Here is a 23,949-nt window from a genome sequence, read left to right on the forward strand (position 1 = left end):
CCCGTCGAGAGGTCCCGCCCGGCGGGGGGACCTGCGGCTTCCGATAGCCTCACAGCCGTGACGGAACAGCACTCGCACCAGTTCGAGCGGGGCACGGACGGGCCCAAGGTCATCGTGGTCGGGGTGGACGGCTCGGAGTCCTCGATGCGTGCCGCGGCATATGCCGCCGGCCTGGCCAGGCGCCAGCACGCGCTGCTCGCCGTGGTCTATGTGCAGCCGGTGATGGCCGCGGGCGCGGCCATGGGGGCGCCGGTCGCCGAGACGACGGACGAGATCGCCGAGGACCTCAAGACCTCTATCCGGGACGCCGCCGAGCGGCTCAAGGGGATATTCGACATCCGCTGGGAGTTCCACACCTTCCGCGGCGACCCCTACAGCGGCCTGGTCAAGGCGGCGGACGAGCTGAAGGCGGACGCAGTCGTGGTGGGCGCCTCCGAGCAGGCCGGGCACCGGATCGTGGGTTCGGTGGCCGTGCGGCTGGTGAAGGCGGGGCGGTGGCCCGTGACGGTGGTTCCGTAGCCGAGGAGCGGCCGGACCGGGGTCCCGCCGGGCCGGTGCCTGCCGGAACCCCGCTCACACCGTTTCGGACGTCCTTCCTACCGGCGTGGCGCGGAATCGTGCCCGGTACTCGCTCGGCGTCGTGGCGAGGCGGCGGCGGAACGCCCGGATCAGCGTGTCGACGGTGCCGAACCCGCAGCCGGAGGCGACGCGTTCCAGGGTGTCGTCGGTGGTCTCCAGCAGGTTCCGGGCCATCTCGACCCGGGCCGACTCGATGTAGGCGTGCGGTGTCGTGCCGAGTTCGGTCTTGAAGATCCGGGTGAGCTGGCGCTCGCTGACATGCGCGTGAGCGGCCAGGTCCGGGACGGTGAGCCGCTGGTCGAGGTTGCCCAGGATGTGGTGCCGGAGTTCTTCGATGCGACGCGTCGTGGACACCTGCTCCAACGGCACGCTGAACTGGGACTGCCCGCCGGGCCGCTTCAGGTACATCACGAGCTCGCGGGCGACGCGCAGGGCGACCGGCTCTCCGAAGTCCTCCGCGACCAGGGCGAGGGACAGGTCCAGGCAGGCGCTGATCCCCGCGCCGGTCCAGACCTCGCCCTCCTCGCGGATGAAGATCGGATCCGGGTCGACCCGCACCGCCGGATGGTCGGCGGCGAGTTGCTGCGCGGTCGACCAGTGCGTCGTGGCGCGCTTGCCGTCGAGGAGCCCCGCGGCGGCGAGGATGTGCGCACCGACGCACACCGAGGCCACCCGCCGGGCGCGCTGAGCCAACGCCTTCACCCGGGCCACCGTGCCGGCGTCGACGACGGGCCGGACGACATGCTCGCCGTCGACCTCGACGGACTCCACGGAGCCGGGCACCAGCAGGGTGTCGATCGCCCGTGCGCCGACGTCGTGGAAGGTCGCGTCGGGCAGGATCCGCACGCCGGCCGCCGTGGTCACCGGTTCCAGGGTCTCGGCGGCGAGGACGACCTCGTAGCCGGCTCCGTCCGCGGTCTCGTGCCGGACGAGGGAGAACACCTCCGGCGGGCCGGTGACGTCGAGGAGGTCCACGCCTTCGAACAGCACGATCACGATCAACCGATTCACGGTCCCCACCCTGCTACCCCCGCTTCCGCTCCCGGCCGCGGGTGTCGTTTTCTGCAAGTAGTGCGTCATTGCCGACACCGCGGTTCGCGCCCTAGCGTCGCACGTGTGTTCAACAGGCCGTTGAACGACCCGTTCAAGCACCCCGAAGAACCCAGGAGAAGACCTGTGGCAAGCAAGACGCTGCGCGAACTCGACAACGCCGACCACACCCCCGCCGCCCTCGCGTCCTCGACGCTCATCCTCGTCGACTACCAGAACACCTACACCCGTGGCGTGATGGAGCTCGACGGCTGGGAGGCCGCCCTGGACGCCGCGTCGGACCTGCTCGCCCGCGCCCGCGGGGCCGGAGCCGCCATCATCCACGTCCAGCACGACGACGGCGAGGGCTCGCCCTACGACATCCGCACGGAGATCGGCCGCATCCACCCCGGTGTGGCGCCGGTCGAGGGCGAGCCCGTGGTCGTCAAGCACGCCCCCGACGCCTTCCACGGCACCGACCTCGGCAAGCTCGTGGACGAGGCCGGGAACGAGAGCGTGATCGTCGCCGGGTTCATGACCCACATGTGCGTCGCCTACACCACGGCGTCCGCGGCCCTGCGCGGCAACAAGCCCACCGTCCCGGCCGACACCTGCGCCACCCGGTCGATCGTGGACGTGACCGCGGACGAGCTGCATCGCAGTGCGCTGGCGGCCATCGCCGACGCGTACGGCGTCGTCGTCGCCTCCGGAAAGCAGCTGGTCTGACGGACCGGTCCCCCTCCGAGGGGACCTGGGTCCCGGGTCGGTGTACAGGCCGCTTCGGGGGCCCGATGATGCTGCCGTGACTTCTCGCCCCTTCGACGTGGACTCCTTCCTGAGGCAGCCGCTGACCGCGCGGATCGCGACGAACGGGCCCACGGTGCGGCCGGTCTGACACTTGTGGGAGGAGGACGCCTTCTGGGTCCTGACCGGGCCGTGGACGCGGCTGTTCGACCGGGTCACGGCCGACCCGGCGGCGGCGAACGGGGAGACTCTCAGTCGCGGTAGGCGGCCGTCGCGATCTGCACGAACGACCGGAGCAGCGGGTTGGCGTCGCCCTCTTTCGACGCCACCACCACCCGGCTCGGCGTCATGTCCGTCAGCGGTACGACGGCGAGTCCTGCGGGCAGGTCGTGGCCGAGCGGGGCCATTCCGACCGTGCCGTTCCAGAGCACTGCCTGCACGCATTCCTGGACGGCGCGCACCACCGGACCCTCACGCGGCTCGCCGCCGCTCCAATACGACCGCCAGAGCCGGTCGGTGCCCTCCGGGAACCGGAACCAGGGCCGGTCGGCGAGGTCGGCCAGCTCCAGGCGGTCGCGCCGGGCCAGCGGGTCGTCGGCGCGCAACACCGCCCCCACCGGGTCGGTGCGCAGCTCGCGCACGGTCAGGCCGGACTCGTCGAACGGCCCGCGGGTCAGGGCGACGTCGACCAGTCCGGCGCGCAGTCCGCAGGTCGGATCGGTCAGGTCGGTCTCGCGGATGCGGACCTCGACGCCGGGGTGCCGCCGCCGGAACGCGGCGGCCAGCCGTGCGGCACCCCGGTCGGTGCCGTCGCCCAGGATGCCGACGGTGAGGCTCGCGGCGCCGGCCGCCGCAGCCACCCGTACGCGTATGCGTTCGGCCTGGTCGAGCAGGGTGCGCGCCTCGTCGAGCAGGGCCGCGCCGGCGGGGGTGAGGGTGACGCCTGCGGCGGAGCGGTGCAGCAGGGCGGCTCCGAGGTCGGCCTCCAACTGCTTGATGGCCCGGCTCAGCGGTGGCTGGCTCATGTGCAGGCGGGCGGCGGCACGGCCGAAGTGGAGTTCCTCGGCGACGGCGGCGAAATAGCGCAGCGTGCGTAGCTCCATGACCGGCGACGATACCCGTTCGGTATCGAGCCGACCCGGTCGGTCTTGGACGGCCGGGGTCCGGGGGCAGTGGAATCGGAGCATGACGGACGAACAGCTTCCCGACCCCGCCGTGCAGGTTGCCCATGCACAGGAGATCGCGCCCGACCTGCTGGTGATCCCGAACCATCGGGTCCAACTGGTGCCCAACATCGGCATCATCGGCGGTACGCAGGCCGTACTCGTCGTCGAGACAGGCATCGGCACCGCCAACGCCGAGCAGGTCCTCGCCTTCGCCTCCGAGGTGGCGAAGGGCCGCCGGCTGTACCTGACCACGACGCATTTCCACCCCGAGCACGCCTTCGGCGCGCATGTCTTCGCCGATCGGGCCACGTACCTGGTCAACCGCGCGCAGGCGGACGACCTGAAGACGAAGGGGCCCGGCTACCTGGAGATGTTCCGCGGCTTCGGCGGGTCGATCGCCCGCCGCCTGGACGGCGTCCCGGTGCCCGCCCCCGACGTGGTCTACGACGACGACAACGGCTACGACGTGGACCTCGGCGGCCGGACCGTACGGCTGCGGCCCACCGGCCGCGGCCACACGAAGGGCGACCAGGTGGTCGAAGTCCCGGACGCAGGCGTCCTGTTCACCGGCGACCTGGCCGAGACGGGCCAGTTCGCCATCTTCCCGTGGTTCCCGCCGTACGACACGGACGTCTCCGGCGTGCGCTGGCTTACGGTGATGGACCGGCTGGCCGCCACCGAACCCCGGTTGGTGGTGCCGGGGCACGGCGACCTCGGCGGGCCGCAGGTGCTCGCCGACGTCCGCGACTATCTGCGGGAACTGCGCGACGAGACATGGCTCAGGCGGGATTCGGCGACGGGTGAGGACGCGATCGTCGCCGAGGTCCGGGCGTTGCTGATCGAGCGGCATCCACAGTGGGCCGGCCGGGAGTGGATCGAGCGGGGCGTCGGGTGCCTGTGCGCCGAACACGCCGCATGACCCGCCCTCAGAGCGCCCCCTGCCCCGTACGGGTGCCGAGGACCGAAGCGGTGAACTTCGCCAGCTGGTCCCGCAGTTCCTCCCGGGACGCACCCTTCTCGCCGGTCAGGTGAGCGACGAGGTCGGCCCGGGTGGCGGCGAGCAGCGCGTGGGCGGTGAAGTCGGTGAAGTCGCTGCCTGCCAGTTCCGGGATCTGCGCCAGCAGGTCCCGGAGCAGGGTGTGCCAGCGCTCGTAGTGGTCGGTGCGGTAGGGGCTGTCCGCGCCGTCCTGCTCCAGGGCGAGTGCGAGGTGGCGGTTGTCGAGTTTGAAGCACAGGACGGCGTCGAGCAGGGCCGGCACCCGCACCTGCGGCGGGGTGGCGGGCCCCAGCGGCGGCGGGCCCTCTTCGATCGCGTTCCTGATCGGTTCGAGCCGTGCCGCGTACAGCGCGCGGATCAGCCCGGTGCGATCGCCGAAGGCGCGGAAGAGCGTCGCCTTGCCGACGCCGGCCGCAGCCGCGATGTCGGCCATGGTGATGCTCTCGGGGCTCCGGCCCTGAGCGAACAACGCGTCTGCTGCCTCAAAGACGGCCGCTCGGTTACGAGTCGCGTCCTTGCGCGGTCTGCGCTCGGTCACGTCACTCCCTCCTTGCAAAACGGACCCGCGGTCCATATCATCCCTGAAAACGGACCCAGGGTCCGTATCGTACGGGACGGAGGACCCCCTGCCCATGACCGCGCCCACGCACGCCTCACCGAACGAGCCGAAATCGGCGGACGAGCCGCGCGAGCCGGAGGAGCTGTACCGCCACAGCCTGCGCCTGCTTCTCGACAAGGACATTCCCGCCTGGGTCGACCTGTGGGCCGAGGACGGCGTCATGGAGTTCCCCTTCGCGCCCCCGGGTTGGCCCGGGCGGCTGGAGGGCCGCGAGGCCGTGGCCGCCTATATGCGCGACTATCCCGACCACATCGACCTGCACGACTTCCCCGACCTGCGGATCCACCGGACCACGAGCCCCGGGACCATCGTGGTCGAGATGCGCGGCGTCGGCCGCCTGGTCGAGACCGGGGCCGACTTCGACATGACCTACATCGCCGTCGTGTCCGTCGAGGACGGACGCTTCATCTCCTACCGGGACTACTGGAACCCCCTCGCCGTCCAGGAGCCCGGCCTGGACTTCGCCGGGAGCCGCGCCTGATGACCGTCGACGACGCCACCTCGGCCACGGGCACCACGCTGGTCATCGGAGCCACCGGCACCACCGGCAGCCGAACCGCCGCCGGGCTGATCGCCGCCGGCCACCGCGTCAGGGCCGCGAGCCGGAAGGCCACCCCGCTCCGGGGCGCGCAACCTGTCCGGTTCGACTGGTACGACCCCGCCACCTTCGGCGATGCCCTCGCCGGAGCCGAACGCGTCTACCTCCTCCCGCCGATCGGCGATCCGGACCCGGCCGCGGTCATGCTGCCCTTCCTGCGCCAAGCCCGCACCGCGGGCGTGCACCGCGCCGTACTGCTCAGTTCCTCGGCCGTCCCCGAAGGGGGCCCGGCGGTGGGAGAGGTCCATCAGGCCCTGCCCGGTCTCTTCGACCAGTGGGCGGTACTGCGGCCCTCCTGGTTCATGCAGAACTTCACCGGCAGCCACGCACACGCCCTCGGCATCCGTGCCGACGGCACCATCCTGACCGCGGCCGGGACCGGCCGGGTCGGATTCGTCGACGCCGACGACATCGCCGCCGTCGCGGTACGGACCCTGACCGACGACCGCGCCCCCAACTGCGACCTGGTCCTGACCGGTCCGGAGGCGCTCAGCCACGACGACATCGCCGCGATCGTCACGGAGGTCACCGGCCGCCCCGTGGTCCACCACAACCTGACGTACGAACAGCTGCGTGACCGCCTGGCCGCAGTCGTCCCGCTGGAGTTCGCCGCCATGCTGGCCGACATGGACCGCGCCATCGCCGCGGGAGCGGAGGACCGGACCACCGACACCGTCCAGCGCCTCACCGGCCGCCCGCCCCACGGCTTCCGGACCGTGGCCGGACGGGAGCTTGGGGCGGTGCGGGACACCGGCGCCGCCCGCTAGGCGTATTGCTCTGCGGCGTTGTTCACGCTGCTGATGGGGGCCGGCCTGCGAGTGCGGTGTGGCAGGCCCGGCGGGGAACGGGTGCTCGGGCGCCAGGCGGTACTCCACGCTCACCACGGCCAGCCGGGTCTGCAGGGCAAGCCGCCACAGCCTCTCGTCCTGCCCGCCCGCGGAGACGGTTGCGCCGCAGGAGCGCCGGCGTGTCACCCCTTTTCCGGTGAGCCGCGTGACGGCGCTACAGTTCTGCGTCGGCCCGGGCAACACCGGTGCGACACGGGGGGATTGAGCGCTGATGGGATCAGCCGGAAGACGGAACAGGCACGGGGCGGTCGTGACCGCCATGCTCGGTGTGGTGGCGGTGCTGCTGCTCGGCGGATGCGGGACGCAGGTGGCCGGCCGGGAAGCGGTGCCGTCGGCGACCGGGACGCTCCAGTGGACCGTTTTCGAGCCGTCGGAGGTCACCGGCGCCCGCCTCGCCGACGGCGGCCGTACGCTGCTGCTCGACGCGCAGGTGCCCAGCGGTGGGCGCGCGTGTGTGCGGGATTTCAAGGCGGTGCTCACCGACCCCGTGCAGAAGGACCTCGTGCGGGTCCAGCTCACGTTCTCCTCGCCGTCCGGGGACCGCAGTTCCGGGTGCACCAAGGAGCGATCGGCCACGGCACGGGTCCGGCTGCCCGTCCCCCTGGGCAGCCGGGAGGTGGTCGCCGACCACTACGTGCAGTTCACCGCCGACGGCGCGAAGGCGCCCGCGTTGCGGCTGTGCGGGAAGCTGGGGTGCACCCCGCCGGCGACCGGCTGTACGGACGCCTCCTACGACCAGGCGCTGATGGCGGTCGACGCGCCGGAGCACACCTACCGGGACTCTCAGGAGTGCGACGGCAGGTGGCTGGTGATGGACTTCTCCTGGCGGACCGGACCGGCCTGCGACGACGGGTCGGCGCCCGGCTGCGCGTCCCGGCTCGGCGACCGCTGGTTCTTCCGGGCCGAGAAGTCCGGGTGGGTACCGATCGTCGAGGGGGCGGCGGGAGGCTGCCGGGTCGTGCAGCGCAGGGCGCCGGCCTTTCCGACCGCGCTGTGCAGGGGCCTGGCTCCGCTGTCGCGCTCCCTGCACCCGAGTTATCCGCCCGCGTCCGCCTCCGCCGGCCCGTCCCCCTCGCCGAGTCCCTCCTAGAGAGCGCGGAGGAACTCCAGCAGGACCTCGTTGAAGACCTCCGGCTTCTCCATGTTCGGGTAGTGGCCGGTGTCTTCGACGGTCCGCGCACGCCCGTCGGGGACGGTGCGCGCGAGGCGCTCGGCCGCATCCAGCATCTCGGGGGGCTCCAGGGTGCCGTTGACGGTGAGCACCGGGACGTCGACCTTCGGCAGTCGGGACCAGGAGTCGGCCACGCGCACGAGCCAGTCCTTCTCGCCGGGCGTGTGCTTCGAGAGCGAGTTGAAGGCCATCTCCCTCAACCGGCGTGAGATGTCCGGGTCGACGTCGTCGGCGCTGCGGTACGGGCCGGGCACGACACGCACGAACACATCGAGCCAGCCCTCGATGTCGCCGGCGCCCAGCGTGCGGGCGTACTCGGCCTGGATCTCACGGGTCCAGTCGTCCGTGTACTGGAAGTCGCCGGTCGCCGCACCGCAGGTGACGACCGCGCGCACGAGCTCGGGGTACTCCAGCACGGTGTCGGTGGCGATCACTCCGCCCATCGACAGGCCGACGAGGGCGGCGGGGCCCGCGTCGAGGTGGCGGAGCAGGGCGGCGAGGTCGTCGGCCCAGCGGAAGGGCCTGGAGGCGTTGGCGGAGGATCCGTGGCCGCGCACATCCGGGGCGATCACCCGGTACTCGGCGGCGAGGGCCGGTATCTGGTCGTCCCAGACGCGGTGGTCGACGTACCCGGAGTGAAGGAGGACGACGAGATCACCGGAGCCGGTGTCGAGGTAGGCGAGGTCACCGTCCAAGGACGGGAAGAGGCGAACGTTCGAAGCACCATTCATGACAACCAAGGTGTCATATTCGACGGGCTTTGACAACCGGGATGTCATGATGGCGGGGTGAACGACACCGACAAGCCCCTCACCCCCGACGAGCTGGGCCACCGCCTGACCGAGGTGTTCGACCTGGTCGGCCCGCTGTACCGGCGTGCCCTGCGCAAGGTCGAGCAGGGCGAGGCGGTCGAGGGGGTCTCCGTCGGCGTACGCGCCGTACTGGACCTGCTGCGGCAGCACGACCCCATGACGGTGCCTCAGATGGGCCGGATCCTGGCGCTGAGCCGGCAGTTCGTGCAGCGCATGGTCAACGACGCGGCGGCCCAGGGATGGGTCGAGGTCGTCCCCAACCCCGCGCACCAGCGCTCGTCCCTGATCCGGATCACGGAAGAGGGCCGGGCGACCATCACCACTGTCCTGGGCCGTGAGCACTATCTGAACCGCCAGGTCGGCGGCGATCTGACCGACGCGGAAGTGCGGGCGACCGTGCGGGTGTTGAGGGAGATCCTGAAGACCTTCGACCACGTGGACGTGGACTGACCTACTGCCCCATGGTCAGCCCGTCCTTGGCCGCGCCCCGGCTGAGCACGACGTTCCGGATCGCGTCGCGCACGGCCTTCACCTCGGCGCCCTGGGCGATGGCCCGGTTGAGGTTCACAGCACGCCCGGCGTCGACGTCGAACATCAGCGGGACGAATTCCGCCTTGCTGACCTCCCAGCGGCCGCCCTGCCCGGCGGTCCGGGTGAAGGTGAAGCGGCCGAGGGTGGACTGGTTGCCGCGCGGATCCTGGGCGCCCGATCTGTTGGTCATCTCGCCGGCGATCTCGTCGCCCAGGCCGTAGACGACCCAGGTGCCGTTGACCTTCTCGTACGCCTGCGGGACATGGGCGCGGGTGCCGAGGACGAGGTCGACGTCGGGGCGGCCGCCGGTGCGGGAGGCCGTGAGCTGCCGGGCCAGGGCCAGTTGCTGCTGGTCGGGCGCGTCCTGCCATTCGGTGCCCCAGTGCACGGAGACGACGACCACGTCGGCGCCCGCCCGCCGGGCCGCCCGGGCGTCCTCGATGATCCTGTTCTCGTTCAGGAGACTGACGGCCCACGGCGCGCCCTGGGGCAGCGCGATGCCGTTGGTGTCGAAGGTGTAGGCCAGGTGGGCGACCTTGGCGGGGCCCGCGCGCAGGATCGTGACGGTGTGCGCCTCGGCCTCGGTGCGGGCCGAACCGGCATGGCGTACACCCGCGCGGTCCAGGGCGTCGAGGGTGCGGCGGACACCGTCGGGGCCGTCGTCGAGGCTGTGGTCGGAGGCGGTGGAGCAGCCGTCGTAACCGGTGGCCGCCAGGCCCTGGGCGATCTCGGGCGGGGACTTGAACAGGGAGCGGCCGGTGTAGTGGCCGTTCGCCCCGTAGGCGGTGTCCATGCGACACAGCGCCAGATCGGCGCGCGCGACGACGGGCTTGATGCCGGAGAACATCGGCCGGAAGTCGTAACCGGCGCCGCCGCCGTCGAAGCGGGCGCGGTCGATGATCGAGTCGTGCGGGATGACGTCGCCGGAGGCGACCAGCGTGAAGGTGCGGACCTCGGACGCAGCCGGGGCCCCCGAGTGTCCGGCACGGGTGAACGCCTGCCGATGCTGGGCCTGGCAGGCCGCGCCCACGGTCAGAACGGCCATCAGGGCCAGGGCAACCTGTCGCCTGCGTGCAATCATCAGCTCACCCCACCGTTGTCACATTTACGGATTAATAGGTACGAAACTGGGTGCGCGGCCAAACAACCGCGCCACCCCGATTAACCCGTCCGGTGCCCGCGAACGGATGCCCGGACCGCTCGCGGGGCGCATGCGGGACCGTTCGTCGTACCGTTCGTCGACGCGATCGACCGTCCGCCGCAGATCCCGGTACGGGCCCTGTCCCGAGGCGGCACCCTGCGATGCCATACGCCCATGACGGCCGGAACCACCCTCACGAACGCGACGACCGCCGAGCACGAGCTCGCCGCGCTGCAGCGCGAGCACGGCCGCCCCCTCTTTGCGCTTCTGCTCCGGCTCTGCGACGGAGACCGGCAGCGCGCCGAGGACCTGGTGCAGGAGACGCTGGTGCGCGCCTGGCAGCATCCCGAGGCGCTGCGCGCCGACGACTTCGACTCCGTACGGCCGTGGCTCATGACCGTGGGACGGCGGCTCGCCATCGACGCGCGGCGGGCCCGGCAGGCGCGGCCGCCCGAGGTCGGGGACGCCGTCCTGGAGAACGCGCGGGTGATCGGCGACCACGCCGAGCGGGCCGCCGCGGCCCTCGATGTCCGCGAGGCTGTGAAGACACTCACTCCGGAGCACCGTGAAGTCCTGGTGCTCGTGTATTTCCAGGGGGCGAGTGTTGCGGAAGCCGCCGAAACCCTCGGCATCCCTGCCGGTACGGTGAAGTCCCGCGCGTACTACGCGCTGCGCGCCCTGCGCCGAGTGCTTCCCGGATATGCGGCCGACCTGCGGTGAAACCGACGGCTGAGTCAAACCTCCGTAAAGCGCCTTGCTGAGGACCCCGGTTGAGCAATCAGCTGTCCTCATCCGTGTTCCGGACTGGGGGCTCGGGGCCCCGCGACCGGGGCCCGGAGTCGGGCGACGCGCACGCACCGGAGGAAGGCAGGAAGGGATGCTGCACAGAGGTCAAGAGAGCACGGACGGCACCGGCGGCGGTGAGCTGGTCGTCCCGATGGCCTGGCTGTACGCCGAGTACATCGCCGACGAGCTGCTGCGGAAGGGCGACCTGATGCCGCCGACGTCCTTCGAGTTCCGCGCCGGGCGCGACGCCCTGGCGCTGACCGTCTTCCTCTCGGACACGGACGGCGAACTCCCGGGCATCCGGGTGGTCTCCCAGCTGGAGACCTGGCTGTCGCTGACGGCGTACGACCAGCCGTGGCAGGACTGGGTGCGCGAGCGGATGGCGAAGCTGGTCGCCCAGGCGGCCGAATCCGGCGGTCCCGCTCCCGACGTGGAACTGGCCCGGGCGGCCTGGCGCTGGCTGGAGGAGACCGAACTGCTCGCACCCGACCTGAACGCGGTGCCGGGCGGCGCGGCGATGGTCGGCGAGGACGAGGGTCCGAAGGTGTGGACGAAGGCGTGGCAACTGGGCCTGCCGCTCGGTCACCTCGCCATCCACCTTTTCTAGACTCGTTTTGATGTGGACCAATCCGCGGGCCGGGCGGCTACGAATCCCTTGGTTGCGATTCTCCACATGCCCTGAGTGATTCGACTGTCTGGTGCGTACCTGTGGGAGCAAGGAGTAACCCCACCCGCACCCAACGGCACGAGGATTCGGCATGAGGTCCCAGGAGAGGCATCGCGACGTCGCCGCGTACGCGCTCGGCGTGCTGGACGAGGCGGACGCCTTCCGCTTCGAGGACCACCTCATGGAGTGCGCGCGCTGCGCCGCTCACGTGACCGAATTCGGGCCCATCACCCGGCAGATGATGCTGTACCGCCGGGCGACGCCACGGTTCGTGAGCCCCATGACCAGGCCCGGCCCGCAGCTGCTCGACAGGCTGCTCGGCGCGGTGGCCGCCCGGCACCGCGCCGGCCGGCGGCGTTTCCTGTACGCCGTGGCCGCGTCCCTGGCGATCGGGGTGGCCGGGCCGGGCATCGCGATGACGATGGCCGGCGGCGGCACCACCGACTCGGTGCGCATCGCGGCGACCGACGCGAAGTCGGGCGTATGGGCGCAGGTGACCACCCAGGACGAGTATTCGGGCAGCCAGGTCAAGCTCGAGGTGAAGGACGGCGCGGGCCCGCGCTCCTGTCGTCTGATCGCCGTCGGCCGCGACGGCTCCGAGCAGATCCTGACCAGCTGGACCGTCCCCAGCCACGACGCACGCCCGATCACGATGCAGGGCAGCTCCGCCATGCACACCGGCGAGATCGCCCGCTACGAGCTCCGCACGGCGGACGGGGAGCACCTCGTCACACTCCAGCCCCGCTAGCGCCACCGCCACAACGCCACACCGCCCGGTGTGACACCCCCGTCCGACGCTGCGCTGTAGCCAGTGGTGATGTCGGAATTCGGGATGGGTGTGCACGTGCTGCTGGCGGACCGCTATCAGCTGGAGGAACTGCTGGGAAGCGGTGCGATGGGCGAGGTCTGGCGCGCGGCCGACCGGGTCCTGGGCCGTCCGGTGGCGATCAAGCTGCTGAAGGCTGAGGACACCGCCGACATCGAGCGGTTCCGCATGGAGGCGCAGACCACTGCCCGCCTCAACCATCCGCATGTGGTGGCCGTGTACGACTTCGGCTCCGATCACGGCCGGCTCCATCTGGTGATGGAACTCGTGGACGGCTGGACCCTGGCGCAGGAGCGGTCAATGCGCGGGACCGTGGAACCACAGGAGGCGACCGCCATCGCCGCGCAGGTGGCGGCGGGACTGTCCGCCGCACACCGCCAGGGCGTGATCCACCGGGACATCAAGCCCGCGAACATCATGCTGACCACCGACCGCACCGTGAAGATCACGGACTTCGGCATCGCCCGCTTCACCGACGACGGCGCCGGCACCGCGACCGCCACCGGCAAGATCCTGGGCACCGCCGACTACCTGGCCCCCGAGCGGGCCCTGGGCCGGACCGCGCAGCCCGCCTCGGACGTCTACTCGCTCGGCTGCGTTCTGTACGAACTGCTCACCGGCCGCCCGCCGTTCAGGGGCGCGACCTCGCTCGCCGTGGTGCAGCAGCACGTCGACATCGCCCCGCCGCCGCCCCACCGGTTGAGCGCCGGCATACCCCGGGCGCTGTCCGAATATGCGCTGCGTCTGCTGGCCAAGGACCCCGCGCAGCGGCCGAGGGCGGAGGAGGCGGCCGAGTGGCTGGGCGCGCAGAAATGGGGACCGAACCCGACGGAATCGGCAGAACCGACTCAGCCGCTGGACCCGGTGGACCCTGCGGAACCCGACAGCAGGGCTCTCAGCCCCACGCCCTCGGCCGTCACGTCTCCGCCACCCCCCCGAACCGCCGCCCCCGCAGCGCATTCCCGTCCCCGCAACCGCCGAAAGCAGGCGTCCAAGGCCCTGCTGGGTGGCGCGGCCGTCGCCCTGTTCGCCACGGCCACGGCCCTCGGGGGAGTGCTGAACTCCGACGGTGACAGCCCTGCCTCGACCGTCTCGCCGAGCCCGGCGCCGACTCGGACACCTTCCTCGACACCTACGGCCGTCACCTCGCGACCCGCGAGCGAGACCGCCACCGCCCCCGCGGCTCCGTCTGCCGTCCCGTCCACCAGGCCGACTCCGGCGAAGAACCACAAGGACCCGCAGCACGGCGGGAAGGACAAGCACGGCAAGGACAAGACGAAGGACCGGAAGGGGTAGACCGGCTGAGCCGCGCGGCTACTTCAGCAGCTTCGACATCCTCCGGTCCGCCAGCGGTTTGCCGCCCGTCTGGCAGGTCGGGCAGTACTGGAGCGAGGAGTCGCTGAAGGAGACCTCGCGGATGGTGTCGCCGCAGACCGGGCAGGGCTCGCCGGTGCGGCCGTGGACGCGCAGGCCGCTCTTCTTCTCCGCCTTCAGACGGCCGGCCGCCACACCCCGGGAGCGCTCCACCGCCTCGGTGAGCGTGGAGCGCAGCGCCTCGTAGAGGCGGGCGGTGTCCTCGGGGGTGAGGGTCGCGGCCAGTTTGAAGGGGGACATCTTCGCGGCGTGCAGGATCTCGTCGCTGTAGGCGTTGCCCACGCCGGCGATCAGGCTCTGGTCGCGCAGGGCGCCCTTGAGCTGACGGCGCTCGGGGCCGAGGAGGGCTGCGAGGCGGCCTTCGTCGAAGTCGTCCGCCAGCGGGTCGGGGCCGAGGCGGGCGACGCCCGGGATCTCCTGGGGGTCGTGGACGACGTAGACGGCGAGGCGCTTCTGGGTGCCCGCCTCGGTGAGGTCGAAGCCCTCGCCGGTCTCCAGGGCCACACGCAGGGCGAGGGGGCCCTTGCCGGGGCGCGGCGGGCCGTCCGGGAGGCGGTCCTTCCAGTGCAGCCAGCCCGCGCGGGCCAGATGGGTGACGAGGTGCGGGCCCCCGTCGGTCTCCAGGTCGAGGAACTTGCCGTGCCGGTGCACGGCGGTGACCTCGCGGCCCTCGACGGCGGTGAGGGGCGGGTCGTACGTCTTGAGGACGCTGATCGCGACGGGCAGCACCCGCACGATCTCGTGACCGACCAGGTGCTCGGTGAGGAAGTCCTTGAGCGCTTCGACCTCGGGGAGTTCCGGCATACGTCCAGAGTGCCACCCGGCACCGACAGTGGCGGGCGGGATCGAGTGTGGTGGGTTCAGTCGCCTTCGGGGACCACGAACTCGCACCACACGCACTTGCCGCCGCCGCGCGCCTCCACGCCCCACACGTCCGTCAGCAGGTCGACCAGGAGCAGGCCCCGCCCGGACACGCCCGACTCCCCCGCGTCGCGGCGGCGCGGCAGGGCGCTGGAGGAGTCCTCGACCTCGACGCGCAGCCGCCGCTCGCTGCCGCCCAGGACCCGGAGGGTGACGATGGCGGATCCCTCGGTGTGCATCAGGGCGTTGGTGATCATTTCGTCGGCGACCAGCTCGATCTCGTCGGCGCGCTCCTTGGCGCCCCAGGCGCGGACCGCGGCCCGGATCATGTGCCGGGCCTCGGTGAGGGCCTCGGGGTCGCCGGGGGCCACGTGCTGCTGCAGCCGGCCGCCGGACCGCTGGGCGTCCACGCCCCGGCGGCGCAGCAGGAGCAGGGCCACGTCGTCGTCGCCGCCGCGTTCCTCGGCGACGGAGATGAGACAGTCCGCGAGATCCCGTACGTCGTCCGGGCCGCCGGTGATGAGGGCGGTGAGGGTGCGCATGCCGTCGTCGAGGTCGGCGCCGGGCTGTTCGACCAGGCCGTCGGTGCACAGGAGCAGGGTGTGGCCGGGGTCGAGTTCGAGGGTGCCGACGGGGTATTCGAGGCTCCCGAACTCGGCGGAGAGACCGAGCGGCAGTCCGCCCGGGAGGGAGATGCGGCGGCAGCTGCCGTCGGCGTCCCGGATCAGCGGGTCGATGTGACCGGCCCGGACCACTTGGACCACTCCCGTCGCCAGGTCGGCCTCCGCGTACAGGCAGGTCGCGAAGCGGTCGGTGTCGAGCTCGTGGAGGAAGACCGAGGCCCGGGCCATGACGGTGGCCGGGGTGTGACCCTCGGCGGCGTAGGCGCGCAGCACGATGCGCAGTTGGCCCATGACGGCGGCCGCGTGCGTGTCATGGCCCTGGACGTCGCCGATGACGGCGCCGACCCGGCCGCCGGGCAGCGGGATCAGGTCGTACCAGTCGCCGCCGATGTCCCGGCCGAACGAGCCCGCGGCGGAACCGGAGCGGTAGCGGACGGCGACGTCGGCGCCGCGGACGCTGGGGATGGTGCGCGGCAGCATCGCCTGCTGCAGGCCGGTGGCGAGGTCTTTCTCCTGCTCGTAGAACATGGCGCGCTGCATGCTCTGCGCGATGCTGCTGCCGAGGGCGAGCAGGACGTTGCGCTCCTCGGGCGAGAAGCCGCGCCGGTCGCTGTAGAGCAGGCCCATGGCGCCGATCGGCCGGGCCTGGACGATCAGCGGCAGATAGGCGGCAGCGGTGATCTCCAGACCGGCGAGGTGCGGCCACAGCAGGGGGTAGCCCTCGGCGAACTCCTCCGGCGACGAGATAAAGCGGGGCGTGAGGGTCCGTACGACCTCGCTCATCGGGTACGGCTCGTCGATGCGGGTGAGGTCGGTGCCGGGGACGAAGCTGCCCGCGGGCCCCTCGGCTATCAGCCGGATGCGGCCGGCCTCGACCAGGCCCACGACCAGGCTGGTGGCGCCGAGGTGGGTGAGGCCGTGGGTGTCCTTGAGGACGTCGATGACGTCCTGGACGGTGCGGGCGTGCGCGAGGGCGGCCGTGGTGAGCTGGACGACGTTGGTCTGCTCGAGCCGCGCCGCGTCCTCGGCGGCCTCCTCGCGGCGGTCCCGGCTCTCGCTCAGCTCCTGGGTCGCGTCCCGGACGATGCCGATGATCCGGCGCGGGCGGCCCGTCTCGTCGCGCCGGATGTAGCCCTGGGTGTGGGTCCAGCGCAGGGTGCCGTCGCGGCGGCGGATGCGGAAGTAGGCGCCGTAGTTCTCACTGCCGTCCTTCATGGCCTGGGCGACCAGGCCGTCGAGCCGGTAGGCCTCGGGCCTGGGTACCCGGACGGCGAGGGTCTCGGGGTGGTCGTCGTATTCGTCGGGGCGCAGGTCGAAGACCTCGTGGGCCTGGGCGTCCATGTGGAACAGACCGGTGTCCAGGTCCCAGTCGAAGCTGCCCATGCGGTTGAGCGCCAGGATCGGATCCGGGTGGGCGGGCCAGTCGTCCGGGAGAGACAGGGCGCTCACGCCCCGATCAACCATGGGCCCACCTTGCCAGGGTTCCCCCGATTCTTCGACCGGGAAGCAGCGACGAATTCCGGGCTCTCCGATCACCATCGGCGCCCAGCCGTCAAAACCGTTCCTTCCGCCCCCCTTCCCTCGATTCATCACCTTTGCCCATCTCACCCCCTTGGGTTACACAAGCGGAAGATGGACATACGGAGAGTGACATAGGCTTCGGCGCCACAATGGAACGAGGAGCGCACGGCCGTGGAGTGGTTCATCGCACCCGAGTACTGGTGGAGTCGGCTGGTCTTCCAGCGGGCTCTGGCCGGGCTGTACCTAGTGGCGTTCCTGGCGACGGCCCTGCAGTTCCGTGCGCTGATCGGCGAGCGGGGCATGCTGCCGGTCCCCCGCTTCGTCGGCCGGGTGCGCTTCAGGCAGGCCCCCAGCCTGTTCCAACTCCACTACTCGGACCGCTTCTTCGCGGCCTGCGCCTGGGCGGGCTGCGCGGTCTCGGCGGCACTGGTCGCCGGACTGGACTCCCAACTGCCCCTCTGGGCAGGGATGTTGCTGTGGCTGGTCCCCTGGGTCCTCTACCTCTCGATCGTCAACGTCGGCCAGACCTGGTACGCCTTCGGCTGGGAGTCGCTGCTGCTGGAAGTGGGCTTCCTCGCGGTCTTCCTCGGCAACGACGAGGTGGCCCCGCCGATCGTGGTCCTCCTCCTGCTGCGCTGGATCCTGTTCCGGGTGGAGTTCGGCGCGGGCCTGATCAAGATGCGCGGCGACGCGTGCTGGCGGAAGCTGACCTGCCTGTACTACCACCACGAGACCCAGCCGATGCCGGGACCCTTGAGCTGGTTCTTCCACCACCTCCCCCGGCCCCTGCACCGCATCGAGGTGGCCGCCAACCACGTCACCCAACTCGTCGTCCCGGTGCTGTTGTTCACCCCTCAGCCGGTCGCCACGGCCGCCGCCTCGCTGATGATCGTCACCCAGCTGTGGCTGGTCCTGTCGGGCAACTTCGCCTGGCTGAACTGGATCACCATCGTCCTCGCCGTCTCCGCCCTGAAGCTCCCGGCCGGTCCGCCGTCCGCCGTGCCCGGCGCCCCGCTCTGGTACGAGGTCGTGGTCCTCGCAGTCGCCGCACTGCTCCTCGGGCTCAGCTACCACCCGGTCGCGAACATGATCTCCCGCCGCCAGATCATGAACCGCTCCTTCGACCCCCTCCACCTGGTCAACACCTACGGGGCGTTCGGCAGCGTCAGCCGCATCCGCTACGAGGTGGTCGTCGAGGGCACGGACGATGCCGTGCCGCACGAGGACTCGGACTGGCGGGAGTACGAGTTCAAGGGCAAACCGGGCGATCCACGGCGCTGGCCCCGCCAGTTCGCGCCCTACCATCTGCGCCTGGACTGGCTGATGTGGTTCGCCGCGCTCTCGCCGTCGTACGCCGGCGCATGGTTCGGCGCCCTGGTGGAACGCCTCCTGGAGAACGACCGCGACACGCTGCGCCTGCTGCGCCGCTCGCCGTTCCCCCCTGACGCCCCGCCCCGCTACATCCGGGCCCGCCTCTTCCGCTACGAGTACACGAGCTGGCGGGAGCTGCGGGAGACGGGGGCGTGCTGGGAGCGGACGTATGTACGGGAGTATCTGCCGCCCACGCGGCTGGCGGGGGTGGCTCAGCGGAGCTGACCTCCGGCGCCACGCGCTACGCGCCGGGTCCGCCCGGCTCCTCGGCCGCCGCCGGCCTGCTCGGGTGGAGTGCATCCGACAGCGGTACGAGCGTCGTCGGGACGTCCACGCCGTGCGGTGCCTCGGCGGGCGCGGACACGGGCTCGGGTGCGGAGCGGGTCTCGCCGGGGCCGATGGGCTCCGGCACTCCGTCTAGTTGATCACGAACCATGCCACTGCCGTTTCTGTCGCGGAGGTCTGGGTCAGGAACACGGTGAAGGAACCGGCGGCCGGATCGGGGACGGCGGCGCGTACGGCGACGCCCGGCTTGTCCTGCTGAACGGTGGCGAGGACCATGCTCGCCGGCCCGAGGGTCGGCCCCGTCACGGTGATGCGGTCACTGCCCGCCGGGACCGTGACGTGCCCCCCGGAGCTGAAGACCGCGGAGCCACGGACCTGCAGCGCGGTCGATCCGGGGTTCGGCGCGGTGGCGTACACGCCGATGCCGCCGGTGTTCGCCGACGTGGCGCCGAACACGCCGATGCCGCCCTCGCCGAGCGCGTCGCCCTCGACCCCGATGCCGTACTGGGTGAGGCCACGGCCGATGACGCCGATCGTCCCGTCGCCCCAGACGCCGGTGCGGGCGAAGCCCAGGACGCCGTAACCTCCCTGCAGTCCGTGGCGGTTGATGCCCTCGACGCCGAAGCCGGCGGCGTCGGACGCCTCGCCGACCACACCGGCCCACATACCTGAGCCGCGGGCCCCGACGCCGCGCGGCGAGTTGCCCTGGACGCCGGTGCCGCCGCCCGTGTCCTGGCCGTAGACCGCGGTCCCCGCGGCGGAGACGCCGTGCACACCGGCTCCGTTCGAGCGGGTCGCCCCGTACACCCCGTCGCCGTTGTAGCTGTGCGCCCGCACGGCGCACCCCTGGTAGGACACGCTGTAGAGACCGTCTCCGCCCGGGGATTCCCGGTCGGACGGCGCGCCGAAGAGGTAGAGGCCGGTGCCGTCCGCGCCCCCCTGCGCATGGTTCGCGAGCTGTGTCGCACTGTCCTCGGTGTTGTTCTTGTTCGCCCCCGAGCCCTGAATGATGGGCTGTCCGTCTGCCATCTCGTCCCCGTTTCCCCGGTGTCGGGAAGGAAGCTAATCTCGCGGCCGGGGGCCGTAAAGCGCGCGAGAGGTGCCGGAAAAGACGTAAATTTCCGTCCCGAGCGGCCAGTTCCAGGGGTGTCAAAGACCGTAAACGCGGGTGGCCGTGCCGTGGAAGACGTCCGCCCGGGCGGCCGCGTCGAGGTGGTCGGTCAACTCCTGTGTGGCGGACAGGAGTTCGCCGTACGTCGCCCTTTCCGTGCACACCGGCCAGTCCGAGCCGAACATCAGGCGGGTGGGGCCGAAGGCCTCCAGGGCGGTGTCGGTGTACGGGCGGAGGTCGTCGACGGTCCATGAGTCGGGGGCGGCCTCGGTGACCAGGCCGGAGAGTTTGGCGGCCGTGTTGGGCAGGGCGGCGAGGGCCTGGAGGTCGGTCGCCCAGGGTTTCAGGGCACCGGCGGCGATGGGCGGCTTGCCCAAGTGGTCGAGGACGAAGGTGAGTTGGGGGAGGGCTGCAGCCGCCTCGGTGCAGGACGGCAGTTGGTGCGGGAGGACGACGAGGTCGTAGACCAGGGCCGCTTCGGCCACGGCCGCGAGGCCTCTGCGTACGTCCGGGCGGAGCAGCCACTCGGGGTCGGGTTCGCCCTGGACCTGGTGGCGGATGCCCTTGAGGTAGTGGCCGCCGGGGAGTTCGCGCAGGCGGGCGAGTTCGTCGGTGATGTCAGGGCGGGTGAGGTCGGTCCAGCCGACGACACCCGCGATCAGGTCGTGGGCGGCGGCCAGGGCCAGGAACTCCGGGGTCTCCTCCGGCACCGTGATCGTCTGGACGAGGACCGTGCGGTCGACGCCGGCCGCCTGCGCCTCGGGGGTGAGGTCGGCCAGGGTGAAGTCGCGGCGGAGCGGGCTGCCTCCGGGGATCCAGTCCTGGTCCCGGACGGAGAGGTCCCACACGTGGTGGTGGGCGTCCACCGTCATGGCAGTTCCCAGACCACGGGCAGGCCGGCGGCCGCACCCCCGTCGGAGTAGTCGTGCACGACGTCCAGCAGCTTCGCCATGCGGGCCTGCCAGGCGATGTTGACCGGGAGTTTCTCCAGTTCGGCGAGGAGGCGGGCATAGTCCTCGCACTCCAGGACGTGGAAGAGGTCGGCACCGCTGCGCCAGATCGTCCAGGACGTGGCTCCGGCCGCGCGGATCGCGTCCGTCAGTTCCTTCGGGACCTCGCGGTGGGCGGCCTCGTACTCGGCGATGCGGTCCGCGCGGACCTTGGTGTGCAGGGCGACTCTCATGACGCTTCCTCCCCGGGTACCGGGGCCTCGGGCGGCAGGAGCCCTTCCGCGCGCAGCTGCTGCCAGAAGGCGGCCGGAGGCGGCGCCGCGAACTGCTCGGCACAGTCGCGGACCTCCGCAGCCGAGCGGGCTCCCACGAGGACGCTCGCGACCGCCGGATGAGCCGCGCAGAAGGCGAGGGCGGCGGCCCGCAGGGTGGTGCCGTGCCGGTCGGCGACCGCCTTCAGGTGCAGGGCGCGGTCCAGCAACTCAGGTGGCGCAGCAGCGTAGTTGTACGTCGCTCCCGGCTTCGGGTCGGCGAGCAGACCGGAGTTGAAGGCACCGCCGACGACCACCGACGTGCCGCGTTCCTGCGCCGCGGGCAGGAGCTCGGTGAGCGCCGGCTGCTCCAGGAGCGTATAGCGGCCGGCGCACAGGACGACGTCGACGTCGGTGTCGCGGACGAAGCGGGTGAGCATCCCGGCCTGGTTCATGCCCGCGCCGATGGCGCCCACGACGCCTTCCGAGCGCAGCTTCTCCAGCGCCGGGTAGCCCTCGTGGAAGGCCTGTTCGGCATGGTCGTCGGGGTCGTGGAGGTAGACGACGTCGACGCGGTCGAGGCCGAGCCGTTCCAGGCTGGCCTCAAGGCTGCGGCGTACGCCGTCGGCGCTGAAGTCCCACACGCGGCGGTGCGTGGCGGGCACGGCGAAGCCGTTCGCGAGGTCGTCGCCGCCCTCGCCGGAGGGCTCCAGGACGCGGCCGACCTTGGTGGAGATCGTGTAGGCGGTACGGGGATGTTCGCGCAGGGCGGCGCCGAGGCGGCGTTCGGACAGGCCGAGGCCGTAGTGCGGGGCGGTGTCGAAGTAGCGGATGCCCTGCTGCCAGGCCGTCGCCACCGCCTCGCGGGCCTGTTCCTCGCTCACCTCGGTGTAGAGGTTGCCGATGACGGCACCGCCGAAGGCCAGGGCGCTGACCTCGACCTCGCCGCTGCCGAGCCGGTTCACTGCCCCACCGGCCTCAGCCGCAGGCCCTGCATGCCGCCGTCCACGGCGAGCGAGGTACCGGTGGTGGCACCGGACAACGGGCTCGCCAGGTAGGCGATGGCGCCCGCGACTTCGGCCGCACTGACGAGGCGGCCGGTGGGCTGGCGGGCCTCCAGCGCGGCGCGCTCGGCGACGGGGTCGTCGGCCGCGTCCAGCAGGCGGCCGACCCACGGGGTGTCCGCCGTGCCGGGATTGACGCAGTTGACGCGGATGCCCTCACGGACATGGTCGGCGGCCATGGCGAGGGTCAGCGAGTACACCGCGCCCTTGCTCGCGCAGTACAGGGCGCGCTGCGGCAGGCCCGCGGTGGCGCCGATGGAGCAGGTGTTGACGATCGCCGCGTGCTGCGAGCGGCGCAGGTGGGGCAGGGCGGCGCGGGCGACGCGGACCATGCCCACGACGTTGACGTCGAGGACGCGGTGCCAGTCGGCGTCGTCGTTGTCCTCGATGGTGCCCTGCGCGCCCACACCGGCATTGTTGATCACGATGTCGAGGCCGCCGAGCTCGGCGACCGCGGCGGCCACCGCCTCCCGCACGGACGCGTCGTCGCTGACGTCCGCGCGGAAGCCGAGCAGCGGCTTGTCGACCGAGGACGGGTCGAGGTCGAGTACGGCGACCTGGGCCCCGCGGGCGGCGAGGAGTTCCGCCGTCGCCCGCCCGATGCCGGAGGCCCCGCCCGTGACCAGGGCCTTCAGACCCTCGAAGTCGCTCATGCCGCCTGTCCTTCTTTCTTCTCGTCGAGGTCCGCGGCCCAGAAGGTACCGCCGGGGAAGGTGTACCGCGCGATGGACTCCGGGCGCATGGCGGCCGAGAAACCGGGCGCGGCGGGTGCCGTGTAGTGACCCTCGCGGATCACCACCGGATCGAGGAAGTGGTCGTGGAGATGGTCGACGTACTCGATGACCCGGTCCTCGGTGGTGCCGGAGACCGCCACGTAGTCGAACATCGACAGGTGCTGGACGAGTTCGCACAGGCCGACGCCGCCCGCGTGCGGGCAGACCGGCACCCCGAACTTGGTGGCGAGCAGCAGGATCGCGAGGTTCTCGTTGACGCCGCCGACGCGGGCCGCGTCGATCTGCAGGATGTCGAGGGCGCCTGCCTGCAGGAGCTGTTTGAAGACGATCCGGTTCTGGACGTGCTCGCCGGTCGCCACCTTGACGGGCGCCACCGCGGTGCGGATGGCCGCGTGGCCGAGGACGTCGTCGGGGCTGGTGGGCTCCTCGATCCAGTACGGGTCGAACTCGGTGAGGGCCTTGGTCCAGCGGATCGCCTCGTCGACGTTCCACCGCTGGTTGGCATCGATGGCCATGCGGATGTCGGGGCCGATCACCGAGCGGGCGACCCGGCAGCGGCGTACGTCGTCGTCGAGGTCCGCGCCCACCTTCAGCTTGATCTGGGTGAATCCGTCGGCGACCGCCTGGGCGGCGAGCCGGGTGAGCTTCTCGTCGCTGTAGCCGAGCCAGCCGGCGGAGGTGGTGTAGCCGGGGTAGCCGTGCTCCAGCAGGCGGGCCGTGCGCTCTTCGGAGCCCTCGCGGCCCCGGCGCAGGAGCTCCAGCGCCTCCTCCGCGGTGAGCGCGTCCGTGAGGTACCGGAAGTCGATCTGCCCGACCAGCCACTCCGGATCGGCCTCGGCCAGCAGCCGCCACAGCGGCTTGTGGGCACGCTTGGCCGCCAGGTCCCACACGGCGTTGACGACCGCGCCGATCGCCATGTGCATCACGCCCTTCTCGGGCCCCAGCCAGCGCAGCTGGCTGTCCCCGATCAGGTCGCGGTAGACGGCTCCCGGATCGGCGCACACCTCGTCGACGGACCGTCCCACCACGTGGTGGCGCAGCGCGTGGATCGCGGCGACCTGGACCTCGTTGCCCCGCCCGATGGTGAAGGTGAAGCCGTGCCCCTCCGGCTCGTCCTCGCCGCCGGTGCGCAGCACCACGTACGCGGCCGAGTAGTCGGGGTCCGGATTCATCGCGTCGGAGCCGTCGAGCTCACGCGAGGTCGGGAACCGGATGTCGTAGGTGTCGACCGCGGTGATGCGGCAGGAGGGGCCGGGCGTCGGGGACACGGAGGGCCTTTCGGTCGGGGGC

26 protein-coding genes and 1 pseudogene are annotated in these 23,949 nt (G+C 71.6%); 12 read left to right on the plus strand and 15 right to left on the minus strand.

Annotated elements, in window-relative coordinates; all coding sequences use genetic code 11:
* The first annotated feature begins 57 nt into the window (after positions 1 to 57).
* Positions 58 to 519 carry a universal stress protein gene (locus ACWDAG_RS33870; protein ID WP_450699373.1) on the plus strand — a complete coding sequence of 154 codons (462 nt, stop codon included), beginning with the start codon at positions 58 to 60 and terminating at the stop codon, positions 517 to 519.
* Positions 520 to 573: 54 nt separating this feature from the next.
* Here the strand turns inward: ACWDAG_RS33870 and ACWDAG_RS33875 are convergent, their stop codons facing one another.
* Entirely contained in the window at positions 574 to 1,599 is a 1,026-nt protein-coding gene (locus ACWDAG_RS33875) for a GlxA family transcriptional regulator (protein ID WP_450699374.1), read from the minus strand.
* A gap of 156 nt (positions 1,600 to 1,755) precedes the next feature.
* Between ACWDAG_RS33875 and ACWDAG_RS33880 the strand changes: the two genes are divergently transcribed.
* Positions 1,756 to 2,334 (plus strand): isochorismatase family protein, encoded by a 579-nt coding sequence (locus ACWDAG_RS33880; RefSeq protein WP_450699375.1) that lies wholly within the window; start codon positions 1,756 to 1,758, stop codon positions 2,332 to 2,334.
* A gap of 269 nt (positions 2,335 to 2,603) precedes the next feature.
* On the opposite strand, the gene ACWDAG_RS33885 is transcribed toward ACWDAG_RS33880, so the two are convergent.
* The gene (locus ACWDAG_RS33885) at positions 2,604 to 3,455 is read right to left on the minus strand and encodes a LysR family transcriptional regulator (RefSeq protein ID WP_450699376.1); all 852 of its coding nucleotides are present in this window, start codon (positions 3,453 to 3,455) and stop codon (positions 2,604 to 2,606) included.
* A gap of 82 nt (positions 3,456 to 3,537) precedes the next feature.
* On the opposite strand from ACWDAG_RS33885, the gene ACWDAG_RS33890 reads away from it, so the two are divergent.
* Complete coding sequence (locus ACWDAG_RS33890) at positions 3,538 to 4,437, plus strand: MBL fold metallo-hydrolase (RefSeq protein ID WP_450699377.1); 900 nt, start codon at positions 3,538 to 3,540, stop codon at positions 4,435 to 4,437.
* A 7-nt stretch (positions 4,438 to 4,444) separates the two neighbouring features.
* On the opposite strand, the gene ACWDAG_RS33895 is transcribed toward ACWDAG_RS33890, so the two are convergent.
* Positions 4,445 to 5,053, minus strand: coding sequence for a TetR/AcrR family transcriptional regulator (locus tag ACWDAG_RS33895; protein WP_450699378.1), 609 nt, complete (start codon positions 5,051 to 5,053; stop codon positions 4,445 to 4,447).
* Between the two features lie 94 nt (positions 5,054 to 5,147).
* On the opposite strand from ACWDAG_RS33895, the gene ACWDAG_RS33900 reads away from it, so the two are divergent.
* Together ACWDAG_RS33900 and ACWDAG_RS33905 are read left to right on the plus strand one after the other, a co-directional pair.
* Positions 5,148 to 5,615 (plus strand): nuclear transport factor 2 family protein, encoded by a 468-nt coding sequence (locus tag ACWDAG_RS33900; RefSeq protein ID WP_450699379.1) that lies wholly within the window; start codon positions 5,148 to 5,150, stop codon positions 5,613 to 5,615.
* Complete coding sequence (locus tag ACWDAG_RS33905) at positions 5,615 to 6,499, plus strand: NAD(P)H-binding protein (RefSeq protein ID WP_450699380.1); 885 nt, start codon at positions 5,615 to 5,617, stop codon at positions 6,497 to 6,499. Before ACWDAG_RS33900 ends, ACWDAG_RS33905 begins: the two co-directional genes overlap by 1 nt.
* 78 nt (positions 6,500 to 6,577) lie before the next feature.
* On the opposite strand, the pseudogene ACWDAG_RS33910 reads toward ACWDAG_RS33905, so the two are convergent.
* Positions 6,578 to 6,841, minus strand: a pseudogene (locus tag ACWDAG_RS33910) (hypothetical protein); the annotation flags it as partial.
* On the opposite strand from ACWDAG_RS33910, the gene ACWDAG_RS33915 reads away from it, so the two are divergent.
* Positions 6,840 to 7,670 carry a hypothetical protein gene (locus ACWDAG_RS33915; RefSeq protein ID WP_450699437.1) on the plus strand — a complete coding sequence of 277 codons (831 nt, stop codon included), beginning with the start codon at positions 6,840 to 6,842 and terminating at the stop codon, positions 7,668 to 7,670. The pseudogene ACWDAG_RS33910 and the gene ACWDAG_RS33915 overlap by 2 nt on opposite strands.
* On the opposite strand, the gene ACWDAG_RS33920 is transcribed toward ACWDAG_RS33915, so the two are convergent.
* Positions 7,667 to 8,482 carry an alpha/beta fold hydrolase gene (locus ACWDAG_RS33920; RefSeq protein ID WP_450699381.1) on the minus strand — a complete coding sequence of 272 codons (816 nt, stop codon included), beginning with the start codon at positions 8,480 to 8,482 and terminating at the stop codon, positions 7,667 to 7,669. The two genes, ACWDAG_RS33915 and ACWDAG_RS33920, sit on opposite strands and share 4 nt — an antisense overlap.
* Before the next feature lie 57 nt (positions 8,483 to 8,539).
* Between ACWDAG_RS33920 and ACWDAG_RS33925 the strand changes: the two genes are divergently transcribed.
* A complete protein-coding gene (locus ACWDAG_RS33925) occupies positions 8,540 to 9,013 on the plus strand; it encodes a MarR family winged helix-turn-helix transcriptional regulator (RefSeq protein ID WP_450699382.1) in 474 nt (157 codons plus the stop codon).
* Position 9,014: 1 nt separating this feature from the next.
* Here ACWDAG_RS33925 and ACWDAG_RS33930 read toward each other — a convergent pair whose 3' ends face one another.
* Positions 9,015 to 10,175, minus strand: a complete 1,161-nt coding sequence (locus ACWDAG_RS33930) for a CapA family protein (protein WP_450699383.1) — start codon at positions 10,173 to 10,175, stop codon at positions 9,015 to 9,017.
* A gap of 234 nt (positions 10,176 to 10,409) precedes the next feature.
* Between ACWDAG_RS33930 and ACWDAG_RS33935 the strand changes: the two genes are divergently transcribed.
* The 4 genes from ACWDAG_RS33935 to ACWDAG_RS33950 all read left to right on the plus strand — a co-directional run bounded on the left by ACWDAG_RS33935 (position 10,410) and on the right by ACWDAG_RS33950 (position 13,810).
* Positions 10,410 to 10,955: a sigma-70 family RNA polymerase sigma factor gene (locus ACWDAG_RS33935; protein ID WP_450699384.1), complete on the plus strand. Its 546-nt coding sequence runs from the start codon at positions 10,410 to 10,412 to the stop codon at positions 10,953 to 10,955.
* Between the two features lie 157 nt (positions 10,956 to 11,112).
* Entirely contained in the window at positions 11,113 to 11,628 is a 516-nt protein-coding gene (locus ACWDAG_RS33940) for a hypothetical protein (RefSeq protein WP_450699385.1), read from the plus strand.
* Positions 11,629 to 11,779: 151 nt separating this feature from the next.
* The gene (locus ACWDAG_RS33945; protein ID WP_450699386.1) at positions 11,780 to 12,436 is read left to right on the plus strand and encodes a zf-HC2 domain-containing protein; all 657 of its coding nucleotides are present in this window, start codon (positions 11,780 to 11,782) and stop codon (positions 12,434 to 12,436) included.
* A 69-nt stretch (positions 12,437 to 12,505) separates the two neighbouring features.
* Complete coding sequence (locus ACWDAG_RS33950; protein ID WP_450699387.1) at positions 12,506 to 13,810, plus strand: protein kinase domain-containing protein; 1,305 nt, start codon at positions 12,506 to 12,508, stop codon at positions 13,808 to 13,810.
* Positions 13,811 to 13,828: 18 nt separating this feature from the next.
* On the opposite strand, the gene ACWDAG_RS33955 is transcribed toward ACWDAG_RS33950, so the two are convergent.
* Together ACWDAG_RS33955 and ACWDAG_RS33960 are read right to left on the minus strand one after the other, a co-directional pair.
* Positions 13,829 to 14,692, minus strand: coding sequence for an Fpg/Nei family DNA glycosylase (locus ACWDAG_RS33955; protein ID WP_450699388.1), 864 nt, complete (start codon positions 14,690 to 14,692; stop codon positions 13,829 to 13,831).
* Positions 14,693 to 14,748: 56 nt separating this feature from the next.
* Positions 14,749 to 16,836 (minus strand): SpoIIE family protein phosphatase, encoded by a 2,088-nt coding sequence (locus tag ACWDAG_RS33960; RefSeq protein WP_450699389.1) that lies wholly within the window; start codon positions 16,834 to 16,836, stop codon positions 14,749 to 14,751.
* A gap of 228 nt (positions 16,837 to 17,064) precedes the next feature.
* Between ACWDAG_RS33960 and ACWDAG_RS33965 the strand changes: the two genes are divergently transcribed.
* On the plus strand, positions 17,065 to 18,489 hold the full coding sequence (locus ACWDAG_RS33965) for a lipase maturation factor family protein (protein WP_450699390.1): 1,425 nt from the start codon (positions 17,065 to 17,067) through the stop codon (positions 18,487 to 18,489).
* A gap of 16 nt (positions 18,490 to 18,505) precedes the next feature.
* Here ACWDAG_RS33965 and ACWDAG_RS33970 read toward each other — a convergent pair whose 3' ends face one another.
* The 7 genes from ACWDAG_RS33970 to ACWDAG_RS34000 form a co-directional block, all read right to left on the minus strand.
* Positions 18,506 to 18,676 (minus strand): hypothetical protein, encoded by a 171-nt coding sequence (locus tag ACWDAG_RS33970; protein WP_450699391.1) that lies wholly within the window; start codon positions 18,674 to 18,676, stop codon positions 18,506 to 18,508.
* Between the two features lie 5 nt (positions 18,677 to 18,681).
* Positions 18,682 to 19,578: a hypothetical protein gene (locus ACWDAG_RS33975; RefSeq protein ID WP_450699392.1), complete on the minus strand. Its 897-nt coding sequence runs from the start codon at positions 19,576 to 19,578 to the stop codon at positions 18,682 to 18,684.
* A gap of 120 nt (positions 19,579 to 19,698) precedes the next feature.
* On the minus strand, positions 19,699 to 20,532 hold the full coding sequence (locus ACWDAG_RS33980) for an amidohydrolase family protein (protein ID WP_450699393.1): 834 nt from the start codon (positions 20,530 to 20,532) through the stop codon (positions 19,699 to 19,701).
* Positions 20,529 to 20,843: an L-rhamnose mutarotase gene (locus ACWDAG_RS33985; RefSeq protein WP_450699394.1), complete on the minus strand. Its 315-nt coding sequence runs from the start codon at positions 20,841 to 20,843 to the stop codon at positions 20,529 to 20,531. Before ACWDAG_RS33985 ends, ACWDAG_RS33980 begins: the two co-directional genes overlap by 4 nt.
* Positions 20,840 to 21,826 carry an aldo/keto reductase gene (locus tag ACWDAG_RS33990; RefSeq protein WP_450699395.1) on the minus strand — a complete coding sequence of 329 codons (987 nt, stop codon included), beginning with the start codon at positions 21,824 to 21,826 and terminating at the stop codon, positions 20,840 to 20,842. Before ACWDAG_RS33990 ends, ACWDAG_RS33985 begins: the two co-directional genes overlap by 4 nt.
* Complete coding sequence (locus ACWDAG_RS33995; RefSeq protein ID WP_450699396.1) at positions 21,823 to 22,578, minus strand: SDR family NAD(P)-dependent oxidoreductase; 756 nt, start codon at positions 22,576 to 22,578, stop codon at positions 21,823 to 21,825. The genes ACWDAG_RS33990 and ACWDAG_RS33995 overlap by 4 nt, the downstream gene beginning before the upstream one ends.
* Positions 22,575 to 23,927, minus strand: a complete 1,353-nt coding sequence (locus ACWDAG_RS34000) for an L-fuconate dehydratase (RefSeq protein ID WP_450699397.1) — start codon at positions 23,925 to 23,927, stop codon at positions 22,575 to 22,577. The genes ACWDAG_RS33995 and ACWDAG_RS34000 overlap by 4 nt, the downstream gene beginning before the upstream one ends.
* Between the last annotated feature and the right edge of the window lie 22 nt (positions 23,928 to 23,949).

It is taken from the genome of Streptomyces sp. NPDC001157 (assembly GCF_053598255.1).